The sequence below is a fragment of the Streptomyces sp. NPDC044064 genome (assembly GCF_056434245.1).
In genome coordinates this window covers 168,238-181,223 of record NZ_JBWKFN010000007.1, presented here as the reverse complement: position 1 = coordinate 181,223, position 12,986 = coordinate 168,238, and the positions used below count along the sequence as shown (strand labels likewise).

Genomic DNA, 12,986 nt, shown 5'->3' with positions numbered 1-12,986 from the left:
CCGCCTGTCGGCACCGTGCGCCGTCGTCCGGCGCGGATGATGAACGCCGGGGCGGCTGCCGATCCGCCGTCGCCCCCCTTCCACTCGGAAAGGAGTTCTTCGATGGTCGACGAACCAGTCCTGGTGCTTGCAGCGACCGGTGGTCAGGGCGGTGCCGTGACCGATGCGCTGCTGGCCCGCGGGGCCCGGATCAGGGCGCTGGTCCGCGATCCCGGCCGCAGTGCCGCGCGGCAACTGGCCGACCAGGGTGTGGACGTGGTCGCGGGCTCCCTGAGCGATCCCGGGTCGCTCGCCGCGGCCATGCGGGGGGTGGCCGGTGTCTTCGCGTTCACCACACCCTTCGAGGCCGGTGTCGAGGCGGAGGTGGAGCAGGGGCGGGCCATCCTCGCCGCCGCGGCGCGGGAACGCGTCCCGCATCTCGTGTTCAGCTCGGTCGCCGGGGCCGACCAGGACAGCGGGGTACCGCACTTCGAGAGCAAGGCGCGCATCGAGGCGGAACTGGCCACGGGAGACGTGCCGTACACGATCCTGGGGCCGACGTACTTCTTCGACAACGCGCTCGGTGGAGCGGAACGCATCCTCGACGGCGTTCTCGATCTGCCGCTGCCGCCCGACCGGCCGCTGCAGCAGCTGGCCCGGCCCGACCTCGGCGCGTTCGCCGCTGAAGTGCTGCTCGACCCCGCCCGATACGTCGGGCAGCGCATCGAGCTGGCGGGCGACGCGCCCACGCCGACGCAGATGGCGGCCGCGCTCGGCGATGCGCTGGGACGGGAGGTCCGCCATGAGTACGTACCGCTCGCGGCCATCGGCAATCCGGACATGCACGCGATGTGGACGTTCCTGAACGGCCCGGGCTACCGCGTCGACATCCGCGCGCTCCGGGCCGCTCACCCGGAGATCCGTTGGACCGACTTCGCGGACTGGGCACGCAACACCTGGACGGCCGCCGGCTGAGCAGGCCGGCCCAGCCGCCCCGGATCTCACGGCGGGCGTGCCGCACCGGTTCCCACCGGCGCGGTGCGGTCCGCCAGGTGCGGGGTCAGTGCTTCTCCGCGATGATCAGTGCTTCTTCGCGATGAACAGCCGGCCCGTGGGGAACCGGTGGGGCAGACACCGGACGTCGGAGAAGCCCGCCGCCAGCAGCTTGTCGGTCCACTCCTGCTCGTCGAGCAGGCGCCGGCGCATGAACTGCTGGTGGTAGTACGTCACGATCGCGCTGAACCGGCGCTCCCTCGGGTCGGGCACGTACGGCACGGCCTCCGTGAGCGCCATCATGCCGCCCGGCCGCAGCGCGTCCCGGCAGGCGGCCAGGGTCCGGTCGGCGATGTCCTCCTCCTCGGGCATCATGTCGTGGAAGACGAACCCGGCGTGCACCACGTCGGCGTCCTTCACCGGCGTCGGGTCGGTGGCCACCGACTGGATCGACCGCTCGTACACGGTGATCCGGTCGGCCACGCCCGCTCGCTCGGCCGCCAGTTGGGCCTCCCGGCACGCCTCGGCGTCCAGGTCGAGCGCCACGGCCGTGGTGTCCTTCAGGGTCAGCATGATCTCGATGAGCAGCCGGGCGGTGCCCGCACCGAGGTCGACCACGTGCGTGGGACGGGCGTCGAGGATGGTCTTGAGCGCCACGGGATAGAAGCCGAACGACCCCATCCACTGCGAGCTGACGGCGACCTGGCGGCCGTCGCGGCTGTGCCGCTTCCCGGCGGACACGTTGTCGGTGAGGAACTCCACCGCGTTCTCCACGAACGGCCGGTTCGCGTTGAGCGCCCAGGACAGATAGCCGGACTCGTACAGGATCTGGTCGAAGTCCGCCGCCACCTGGTACGTCCCGTCCGACTCGACGACCAGCGCCGCCGAGGTCAGTGCCTCCAGGTAGTTCGCCACGCCCTGCCTGGGCAGCCCGGTGGCCGACACCAGCCGCTCGACGTCGACCCGCTGGCCCTTGTCGATGTGCGGCAGCACCCCGATCCGGTCGCCGATCTCCAACAGCGCTGCCGCTCCCGCCGCGTCCGCTGCCGTCTCACGAGCCGGGATCTGGTTCGCAGTCATCTACTGTGTTCCTTTCGGTAGTTGCCGGATCACTGTCGGAATTTCGTCCCGCTCGGGCTGTCCGTTCGCGGCCTCCCGGAGCACGCGGTTGATGACACGGCTGATCTCCGCCGCGTTACGTGGCCAGTACATCTCGTTGTGGGCGCAGGCGACGTCGTAGCGCTGCACGTGACCGTCAACGTACTCGTGCCACAGCACGTCCATCTCCGCGTCCAGATGGCGCTTGTCGTGGGTCTCCGGGTCGAGGAGCGCGTTGAAGAAGACCACGTCGCCGCGGTACCTGGGCGACGTGTAGCGCCGCATCTGCTCCAGGTGCTCGATGAAGATCTCCGAAGCGGTGCTGACCAGGAACTCGTACTCCTCCATCCCCTTGAGGTGACCCATGTAGTTGACGAGGAACATGCGCACCATGTCCTCATCCAGGAGTTCGAGGTCGGCGAAGTGGCTGGCGGGTGCCGAGTCCAGCAGCGCGAGCAGCGCCACCTCCTCTCCGCGGCGCTGCAGTTCCGCGGCCATCGCGTGGGCCAGGGTGCCGCCGAAGGACCAGCCCAGCAGGTAGTACGGCCCGCTCGGCTGGGCGTCCTGCACCTGGTTCACGTAGTCGTTGACCATGTCCTCGATGGAGGCCGCCCGCGGTGTGACCCCGTCGAAGCCGCGCGCCTGGATGCCGTAGAGCGGCCAGGCCCGGTCGATGTGCCGGCCGAAGCTGAGGTAGGGCCAGCTCAGGCCGCCGCCCGGGTGCAGCCACCACAGCGGGGACTTCTCCCCCTCGGTGCGGATCGGCAGGAGGGCGGCGAACGGGTCCTCGAAGGTCACCTCCGCGTCCGCGGACAGCTGTTCCGCCAGTTCGGCCACCGTGGGGTACTGGAACACCGTCCGGATCGGCACCTCCATGCCCAGTTTCTCGTGGATCTGCCAGACCAGGCGGGTCAGCCGCAGCGAGTGGCCGCCGCAGGCGAAGAAGTCGTCGTCGATCCCGATCCGGTCCAGCCCCAGCACTTCGGCGAAGAGTCCGGCCAGTGCCTCCTCGCGCGGAGTGCGCGGGGCGCGGTACTCACCGCCGGTCGGGTCGGGGTCGGGCAGTGCGGCGCGGTCCACCTTCCCGTTCTTGGTGAGCGGCAGCCGGTCGAGGAGCATGATCTCGCTCGGCACCATGAACGCGGGCAGCTCGCGGGTCAGTTCGTCGCGCAGGTGCGACGGAAGCCGGGACGCACGGCCGGAGACCGCGGGCGCGTTGACGAGCCGCCCGGCCGGCGTCGGTGCCGGCCGGTAGACGCCGTCGCAGACGGGGGCGTCGACTTCGGGCAGCAGTACCGCCTCGAAGTGCTCCGCCGACTCCGGCGACCAGGTGCAGTACACCGCGAGCCCCTGTGCGGTGCCCCAGGCCTCCAGTTCGGCCGGGTCGAGCGTGTCCCGGTCGTCGATCGGGCCGCCCCACTCGCCGGCCTCGGTGGCCAGCCTGGCGTTCGGCACACGGGTGAGGCGGACCCGGCCGTGCCGCGCGAGCGCGGTGGCCACGTCGGACAGCTGGTGGACGTCGCTTCCCCAGGCCGCCACCGGCAGGTCCGCGAGGTCCAGGGCCCGGTTGGGCCCCTTGTGCAGCACGATCTCGTAGCGGTGGCGGGTCAGTTCGTTGTGGTGGCTGCCCTGCTTGAGGCGGATGTCGGTGGCGACCACGTCCGGATGCGCGCCGGCCCACTGCGTGAAGTACTCGGGATCGATGACCAGTTCCTTCTCGTCCACGAGCGCACGGGACACCGCGGCCTGCACGGCGGCGGCCCCGTCGTCCGGGTGCCGCGATCGGTGGACGGCCGCGGTGAATCCCTTCTGGGTGCGGTGGTTGCGGACGTCACCGACGACGATCCGGCCGCCCGGGGCCAGCCTGGTCAGCGCGATGTCGAGCACCCGGGCGAGGTAGTCGGCGTCCGGGAAGTACGACACGACCGAGTTGAGGATCACCGTGTCGAAGTGAGCCGCCGGAAGGTCACCCGCCTCGTCGGCGGGCCCGCAGCGCAGGGTCACCTTGTCCGCCAGCCGCCGGTCGGCGCGGACCTGGGCGCGCAGTCGCTCGACGACGGGGGCGGAGAAGTCGATGCCCCAGTACTCCGTCACTTCCGGCGCGAGCGGTCCCAGCAGCAGACCCGAGCCGACGCCGATTTCCAGCACTCGCCGCGGGCGCAGGGCGCGCACGCGACCCACCATGGCATCCCGCCAGGCCCGCATCTCGGGCAGCGGGATGGCCCGTCCGGTGTAGGAGCTGTTCCACCCGGTGAAGTCGTCGCCGAGTCCGCCCAGGTCCACCTCGGTGCCGCCGTACACGGAGTCGTAGATGTCGCGCCACTCCCCCACCTGCCGGTCGGCCTCGTCGTCGGACGACCCCGACGCGTCGGGCACCACGTAGGCGACGAGGTGCCGTTCACCGAGCCGGTCCTCGCGGCTGACCACGACGGCCTGGGCCACGCCCTCGCGCCTGCGCAGTGCCGCCTCGACCTCGCCCGGCTCCACGCGGAAACCCTGGATCTTGATCTGGTCGTCCACCCGGCCGACGTATTCCAGGTGCCCGGCGGAGCTCCAGCGCACCAGGTCACCCGTGCGGTACATGCGCGCCCCGGGCGGCCCGAACGGGTCGGCGACGAACCGGCCACCGGTCAGGCCCGGGCGGCCCGCGTACCCGCGGGCCACGCCGGCGCCCGCGATGTACAGCTCCCCGACCACGCCGGGCGGCACGGGCTGGAGGCGCTCGTCCAGGACATGCAGCACGGTGCCCTGCATGGGGCCGCCGATCGGCACCGGGTCGGTGCAGTCGTCGGCCGAGGCCAGCCGGTACCGGGCGGCGAAGGCCGTCGTCTCCGTCGGCCCGTACCCGTTCACCACGGTGAGGTCCGGGCAGGCGTCGAGAACCCGGCGGACCGCGGAGGGCGGCATGACCTCACCGCCCGCCCACACCTCGGACACGCCCGCGAAGCACTCCGGGTGCTGCTCCACCATCACGGCGAACAGGCCCGTGGTCAGGCACACGTCGGTGATTCCGCGCTCGGCGATCACGGCAGCCAGCACCGCGGTGTCCAACTGGCCGGCGGCCGCCACCACCGCGGTGCCACCGTTCAGCAGCGGCACCCACAGCTCGTAGGTGGCCGCGTCGAACGTGTGCGCCGAATGGATCAGGACACGGCGGTACGTCCCGTCCGCCCAGCAGTCGTCGAGCGCGAGGTCGACGACGTTCCGGTGGGTCACCTCGACGCCCTTGGGCTGGCCGGTGGACCCGGAGGTGTACATCACGTAGGCGGTGGTGTGCTCCCCGACGCCGATGTCCGGCGGTGAGTCCGGGCACCAGTCGAGGTCCTCGCCGGCCAGGCCCTCGTCCACGGTGACGGTGGGAGTGAGGTCGGCGAGCATGAACTCGATGCGCTCGGGCGGATGGGTGGGGTCGACCGGTACGTAGGCGGCGCCGGTCTTCAGCACCCCAAGGATGGCCGCGACCAGCAGCGGTGAGCGGTCGAGCACCAGCGCCACGCGGCTGTGCGGCTGTGCGCCCTTCGCGCGGAGGTGGTGGGCGATGCGGTTGGACCAGCGGTCCAGTTCGGCGTAGGTCCAGCTGTGCGTGCCGTCCGCGGAGACCAGCGCGATCGCGTCCGGGTTCGCGGCGGCCGTGGCGGAGAAGCGCTCGTGGACGGTGCCGGCCTCGAACCCGGCGTCCCGGCCGCGACCGCCCCACCGGTCCAGCGTCGCGCGCTCACTGCCCGCGAGGATGTCCACCGACCCGACGGGCGTGTCCGGAGCGGCCACCACCTGGCGCAGGAAGTGGATCCAGCGGTCGAGCATCGTGGTGATCGTGCCGGCGTCGAACAGCTCGGTCGCGTACTCGGCGAAGCCCTCGATCCGGGGCCGCGCTCCGTCGTCGCCCTGTTCCCCGAGGTTGATGGACAGATCGAAATGCGCCACACCCGGGCTGAACAGCTCCTCGGTCACGCTCAGGCCCGGCAGGGTGAACTCCGCTGCCGCGTTGTTCTGCAGCACCAGGAGCACCTGGAAGAGCGAGTGGTGCGCGGTCGAGCGCACCGGATTCAGTACCTCGACCAGGTGCTCGAACGGAATGTCCTGGTGGTCGTAGGCGGCCAGGCTCCGCTCCCGCACCCGGCCGACGAGTTCGGCGAAGCCGGGGTTTCCTGAGGTGTCCGCCCGGAGCACCCAGGTGTTGACGAAGAAGCCGACCAGCCCGCCCAGCGCCTCGTCGGTACGGCCCGCGATCGGCGAACCGATCGGCACGTCCGTACCCACGCCCAGCCTGGTGAACAGCGCCGCGAGCCCCGCCTGCAGCACCATCGACACGGTGGCGCCGTTCTCCCGGGCCACCCTCCGGATGCCCTCGGTCAGCCCCTCGTCGAGTTCGATCGGAATCACGTCGCCCTCGAACGACGCCACAGCGGGCCGTGGCCGGTCGGCAGGCAGCTCGATGGCCTCCGGCAGCCCGGCCAGGTGGTTCGTCCAGTAGTCCAGCTGTCGCCGGTAGAGACTGTCCGGGGTGTCGCTGTCCCCGAGCAGGTTCCGCTGCCACAGGGTGTAGTCCGCGTACTGCACCGGAAGGGGCTCCCACTCCGGCGTCCGGCCGTCCCGACGGGCCTCGTAGGCGGTGATGAGGTCGTTCGCCAGCGGACGGGCCGACCAGCCGTCGGACGCGATGTGGTGCGCGCCGATCAGGAACACCGACTCCAGCTCACTGATCCGGAACAACCACGCACGGATCGGGATCTCGGCCGCCAGGTCGAACGGCAGCCGCGCCGCCTCCCTCAGGGCATCGGGGAGTTCGGCCTCCGTGACCTCGCGCTCCTCCCAGGGCACCTGGATCGCGGTGGGCGGGAGGACCTGCTGGTACGGCTGCCCGGCATCCTCGCCGAAGACGGTACGCAACGACTCGTGCCGCACGACGACATCGCGCAGGGCTCCACGAAGGGCAACCGCGTCGAAGTCACCGCGCATCCGCAGTGCCAGGGAGACGTTGTACGTCGCCGAAGGCCCCTCGAACCGGTGGATGAACCACAGCCGCTGCTGCGCGAAGGAGACCGGCAGCCGCTCCGGCCTTGCCTGGGGGACCAGTGGAGGTCGGCCGGTGTTCGCGGTCGTCAGGTGTTCCGCCAGCTCCGCCACCGTGGGGGCCTGGAAGACCAGCCGGATCGGGATCTCCACGCCGTGCACGGCGCGGATGCGGCTGACCAGCTTGGTCGCGAGCAGTGAATGGCCGCCCACGGTGAAGAAGTTGTCGTCGACGCCGACCCGGTCGAGTCCGAGCACCGCGGCGAAGAGCGCGCACAGTGACTCCTCCTCCCGTGTGGACGGGGGCCGGCCGCTGCTGCCGGCCGAGTAGTCGGGCACGGGCAGCGCGCGTCGGTCCGGCTTGCCGTTGTCCGTCAGCGGCACGCTGCCGATCGGCACGATCGCCGCCGGCACCATGTACTCGGGCAGGGTCTCCCGCAGGTACGCGCGCAGCGTGGGCAGCAGCGCGGTGATGGCACTCGCGACCACGGGATCGTTGACCGGCACCCGGTCCACCCGCCCGGGGAGATACGTCCCGGTCAGGATCCGGCCCGCCACGGGGCCGTCCCGGAAGACGAGCACGTCCACCTGGTCGACCGCGTCCGCCGACCACGTCACCACCGCGTCCCACCCGTGCCGCTCGGCCCACGCGGGGAGCGCGGACGGGTCGAGCGGCGGTGCCGCCGTCGCGCCTGGCTCCCCCAGGACCAGTTCACGTGCCGCCGCGACCTCCTCGGTCAGGCGCGCGTTCGGAACGCCGGTGATCCGTACGACTGATTCGTCCCGGCTGTCCACCCGGTCGGCGAGGTGGTCGAGGTCGCTGTCCCACGCGACGGTGGGAACGGTGTCCAGGGGCAGCGGATCGGCAGTACCCGGCTTGTGCAGCACCACCTCGTAGCGGTGCCGGGTCAGCTCGTTGTGCGCGCTGCCGTCCTTGACCCGGACGTCGACAGCGACGCCCCCCGCACGGTCGGCCCAGCGCAGGAACCAGTCGGGGTCGACCACGAGTTCCTTCTCCAGGAGCACGGCCTGCTCCACCGCGCTGCGCAGCACGGCCGGTGCCGCATCCGGATGCTTCACCCGCTGGACACCCGTCTGCAGCACCGGCAGCGAGCGCGCTCGCCGGATGTCACCGAGGACGATCCGGCCACCCGGCGCCAGCAGGTCCCACGCCCCGTCAAGAACCTGCTGCAGGTACTCGACGTTGGGGAAGTACTGCACGACCGAGTTGAGCACCACCGTGTCGAACCGGCCACGCGCAAGCCCCGACAGGTCGTTGGCGGCCTGGCACCGCAGCCGGACCCGGTCCGCCAGACCGGCCCGCGTCACCTGCTCCCGCAACCGCCCGATCACCCGCGACGAGAAATCGGTCGCCCAGTACTCCTCCACCCGGCCCGCGATCCGCGCGAGCAGAAGACCCGAACCGACACCGAGTTCAAGGACACGCTGCGGCGACCAGCACAGAACCCGGTCCACCGCCGCGTCCCGCCACGCACGCATCTGCTCCAACGGGATCGGCTCACCGGTGTACGAACTGTTCCAGCCGACGAAGTCCTCGCCGAACTCGCGGTCGCCGACACCCAGATAGGCGTGGTCGTAGACCTCCTGCCACTCTTCGACCTGCTCGTCCGCCCCACCCGCGACGTCCACCGCCTCCGGGTCGGCGACGACATAGGCGACCAGACGCAGATCACCCGGCTGGTCCTCGCGGGCGGTGACAATGGCCTGACGCACGGCCGGATGACGGGCCAGGGTGTGCTCGATCTCGCCCGGCTCGATACGGAACCCACGCAGCTTGACCTGATTGTCCGCACGGCCCAGAAAGCAGATGTTGCCGTCCGGGAAGAAACAGGCCCGGTCACCCGTCCGGTAGAGCCGGTCCCCGTCCCGCCCGCCGAACGGATCACGGACGAAACGCTCCGCGGTCAGATCCGGACGATTGGCATAGCCGACACACAGACAGTCCCCACCGATGTAGAGATCCCCCTCGACACCGACCGGGCACGGCTCCATGTCCTCGTCGAGAATGTAGTACCGCGCGTTGTCGATGGGCCGGCCGTACGGAATGCTCCGCCAGTCCGGATCGATCTCCCGCACCCGGAAGTAGTTCGACCACACCGTCGCCTCGGTGGCCCCGCCCAGACTGATGATCTCCGCGTTCCGGAACACCCCCCGGACCTCGTCCGGCAGCGACAACGGCGTGTAGTCACCGGAGAGGAACACCAGGCGCAGTTCGCGGGTTCCCTCCCACTCGTCCTGCCGGGACAGCAGGGGAGGAAGCTGGTTGAGGGTGGTCGGCACCGAGTCCCAGAAGGTGATCGGCTCGGTGAGCAGCAGGTCGAGCAGTACTTCGGGGTCGCGCTGCTCGGCCTCGTCGGCGACGTACAGCCCACCGCCGCAGCCGAGAAGACCGAAGATGTCGAAGACGGAGAGGTCGAAGCCGAGCGAGGTGACGCACAGGGCCACGTCGTCGGGACCGAAGTCGAAGGTGCGATAACACCAGTTGATCAGGTTGTGGACGGGGCGATGGGTGACCACTACGCCCTTGGGCTTTCCGGTGCTGCCGGAGGTGAAGACGACGTACGCGGTGTTGTCCGGCCCGGTGACCGGCTCCGGGTTGCCCTCGGCGACGGGAAGCGGCGTCTCCCGCTCACCGGCCACCTCGACGAGTTCGACGCCGGCCGGGAGAGCCATGGGTTCGGTGTCCGAGGTGGACAGCACGAGACGGGCTCCGGTGTCGGCGAGCATGCCGGCGACGCGGTCGGCCGGCAACGACGGTTCCAGGGGCAGATAGGCGCCGCCGGCCTTGAGCACGCCGAACACGGCGGCGATCATGGCCGGGCCGCGACGGACCCCGATGCCGACCACGGTCTCCGGGCCGACGCCGCGCTCCTTGAGGTCCCAGGCGATACGGTTCGCGCGCTCGTTCAACTCGCCATAGGTCATGGTTCCGCCGGCCCAGCGCACCGCGATCGCGTCGGGCCTTCGGGCGGTCTGCTCCTCGAACAGCAGATGGAGCGGACCCGGGCACGGGAAGTCGCGGGCCGTGTCGTTCCACTCCACAAGGATCCTGTGGCGCTCGTCCGCGTCGAGCGGGCGGCCCGCGGCCTCGCGCGGTGCGGCCGCGGTGGAGTGCTCCCGCTCGGTGACGGCGGGCACGTCGACGGCGCCGACGGTGATCCCGGGGTCGGCGACCACCTGCTCCACCACGCGTACGAACCGCGCCGCGATCCGCTCCACCGTCGAGCGGTCGAAGAGGTCGGTGGCGTACTCGATCTCCCCCGTCACCGACCCGTCGGACTCGTCCGGCGCGAGGTTGAAGAACAGGTCGAACTTCGCCGTGCCGGTGGGGATGGGTTCCATCGACACCGTCAGACCGGGCATGTCCAGTTCCGGCGGCTGGTTGTTCTGCCACGCCAGCACCACCTGGAACAGCGGGTGGTGCGCGGCCGACCGCTCCGGCCGCAGCAACTCGAGCAGTCTCTCGAACGGGACGTCCTGGTTCTCGTACGCCGCGAGTGCCTTCTGCCGTACCTGTTCCAGTACCCGCTCGAACGACACCTCCGTCGACAACCGGACCCGCAGCACCCAGGAGTTGACGAAGAACCCGACGAGATCGTCGAGCGCCTCGTCGGTGCGGCCCGCGATCGGCGATCCGACCGTCACGTCGGCGCCGCTGCCCATCCGGTGCAGCAACACGGTCAGCGCGGCCTGGAACACCATCGAGACCGTCGCGCCGTGGGCGCGGGCCATCGCCTCGACCCGCGTCCGGGTCTCGGCAGAGAGGCCGATCTCGACCGATCCGCCCCGATGGCTCGCCACCTCGGGCCGGGGCCGGTCCAACGGCAGCGGCAGCGGCTTCGACACCCCGGCGAGTTCCTCACGCCAGTACGCCGCCTGGACCGACAGGAGGCTCTCCGGGTCTGCCAGGTCCCCCAGTTCCTCCCGCTGCCACAGCGTGTAGTCCGCGTACTGCACCGGCAGCTCGGTCCATTCCGGCGCACGGCCGGCCACCCGCGCGCGGTACGCCACGGACACGTCCCGTGCCAGGGGCGCCAACGACGCGCCGTCACCGGCGATGTGATGGATCACCAGCACCAGCAGGAACTCTTCGTCACCGCTCTGGACGAGGCTCCCCCGCAGCGGCACGTCGGCCGACAGGTCGAACCAGCCGCTCGTGACCGAGGAGATCACACCGGGCACCCGGTCGGGGGCGACCCGCCCCCAGTCCTTCCAGGGCAGCTCGACCTCGGCCGGGTCGAGGACGCGCTGGAACGGCTCGCCATCCAGTTCTCCGAAGACCGTCCGAAGGACCTCGTGGCGCGCCATCACATCCTGGAACGCGGCGCGTAACGCGGCCGTGTCGAGGCTTCCGTGGAACCGCAGGAGCAGCGGGATGTTGTACGTCGAGGAAGGACCCTCGAAGCGGGTGATGAACCAGATGCGGCGCTGCGCGTACGACAGGGGAATCATTTCCTCGTTCACCTTTCGATCACTCTGCGCAACTGCAAACGCGGTGTCCAGATCAACGGGGCACTCATCGAGCCCAATCGTTGATCCGACTCGGGTGATTGGCCACCGAGGTGAAAGAAGTCGGTCAGAGATTGCGGTACGGAACCGGTAGGCCTGACCAGAGCTCCACACCCGGTGACGGGGCGGCCGTGGCCCAGGGGAGTGAAATTCTCCGTCCCTCGGACGAAGCGTGCCGACGCTGCGTCACTTACCGCGTCCATTTCGTCAAGTGTGCTGTGCAGGAAGATCCCCAGGAACCGGAGGCACAGGTGCGCTCACTACCTTCTCGCAGCCGTTGGGTCACCCGAAGCGCACTGGCCATAGCGGCGACGCTCGGCCTGCTGACCGCGACCACGGCGCACGGAGCGGAGGTCCGGCCGGCCGCCGGACCCAGGACTCCGGTCCAGGCGTACGGCAAGGTCCGCGTCTGCGGCACGCACCTGTGCTCCGCGTCCGGCAAGCCGGTCCAGCTGCGCGGCATGAGTTCGCACGGCACGCAGTGGTTCGCCCACTGTCTGACCGACCGCGCCCTGGACGTACTGGCGCACGACTGGAAGGCGAGCGTCCTGCGGGTCGCGACGTATGCGCGCCAGGGCGGTTACGAGGCCGATCCGAAGCGCTTCACCGACCTGGTGAACCGGCTGATCGACCGGGCGAGCGCCCGTGGCATGTACGTCATCGTGGACTGGCACATGCTCAACCCGGGTGATCCCTATGCGGACCTCGAGAACGCGAAGAAGTTCTTCAAGGACATCGCGGAGCGGAACAAGAAGCGGCCCAATGTGATCTACGAGCTCGCCAACGAGCCGCACAATGTGAGCTGGCCGACCATCAAGAGTTACGCGGAAAAGCTCATTCCCGTGATCCGCTCCCAGGACCCCGCCGGCGTGATCCTCGTTCCGACGCCCGGCTGGTCCACGTTCAGCGCCTCCGAGGGTTCCGACGAGCGAACGGTCGTCAATGATCCCGTGGCCGCGAAGAACATCATGTACACCTTTCACTTCTACGCGCGAGTAGCTGCCGAGGGGTACATGGAAATCCTGCACCGTGCCGCGACCAAGGTCCCGGTTTTCGTCACCGAGTGGGGTATCGCGTCCTGGACGGGGTACGGCAGCGACCACGTCATGGCACAGAAGTGGGTCGATCTCATGGCGAAGGACAAGATCGGTTGGACGAACTGGAGCCTGTCCGACAACGACCGGGAACACTCGGTCTTCAAGCAGGGCACCTGCAAAGCAGGGACCTTCTCCCGCTCCGGCTCCCTCACCTCGAACGGCGCCTGGATCCGGGAACGGATCAGAGGCTGAGGCCACCGTCCCCGCCGGGGTGACGACGAGAGGTCCGTGGGGCCCGGATCCGGGCTCCACAGACCTCTTCGTGTCGCACGCTCC

General features: G+C 70.1%; 4 protein-coding genes. 2 read left to right on the top strand and 2 right to left on the bottom strand.

Features of this window, described 5'->3' with window-relative positions; all coding sequences use genetic code 11:
- Positions 1 to 102: 102 nt before the first annotated feature.
- Positions 103 to 954: an NmrA/HSCARG family protein gene (locus tag AC07DS_RS13995; RefSeq protein ID WP_479145031.1), complete on the top strand. Its 852-nt coding sequence runs from the start codon at positions 103 to 105 to the stop codon at positions 952 to 954.
- Between the two features lie 105 nt (positions 955 to 1,059).
- Here the strand turns inward: AC07DS_RS13995 and AC07DS_RS13990 are convergent, their stop codons facing one another.
- On the bottom strand, positions 1,060 to 2,052 hold the full coding sequence (locus tag AC07DS_RS13990; protein ID WP_479145029.1) for a class I SAM-dependent methyltransferase: 993 nt from the start codon (positions 2,050 to 2,052) through the stop codon (positions 1,060 to 1,062).
- Positions 2,053 to 11,556, bottom strand: coding sequence for an amino acid adenylation domain-containing protein (locus AC07DS_RS13985; RefSeq protein WP_479145027.1), 9,504 nt, complete (start codon positions 11,554 to 11,556; stop codon positions 2,053 to 2,055). It lies immediately after the preceding gene.
- A 308-nt stretch (positions 11,557 to 11,864) separates the two neighbouring features.
- Here AC07DS_RS13985 and AC07DS_RS13980 point away from each other — a divergent pair, with 308 nt between their 5' ends.
- Positions 11,865 to 12,902 (top strand): glycoside hydrolase family 5 protein, encoded by a 1,038-nt coding sequence (locus tag AC07DS_RS13980; RefSeq protein ID WP_479145025.1) that lies wholly within the window; start codon positions 11,865 to 11,867, stop codon positions 12,900 to 12,902.
- Positions 12,903 to 12,986 lie beyond the last annotated feature (84 nt).

Coding starts and splice junctions, on each gene's coding strand:
- AC07DS_RS13995 (WP_479145031.1), top strand. CDS start 103: ATGGTCGACGAACCAGTCCTGGTGCTTGCAGCGACCGGTGGTCAGGGC.
- AC07DS_RS13990 (WP_479145029.1), bottom strand. CDS start 2,052: ATGACTGCGAACCAGATCCCGGCTCGTGAGACGGCAGCGGACGCGGCG.
- AC07DS_RS13985 (WP_479145027.1), bottom strand. CDS start 11,556: ATGATTCCCCTGTCGTACGCGCAGCGCCGCATCTGGTTCATCACCCGC.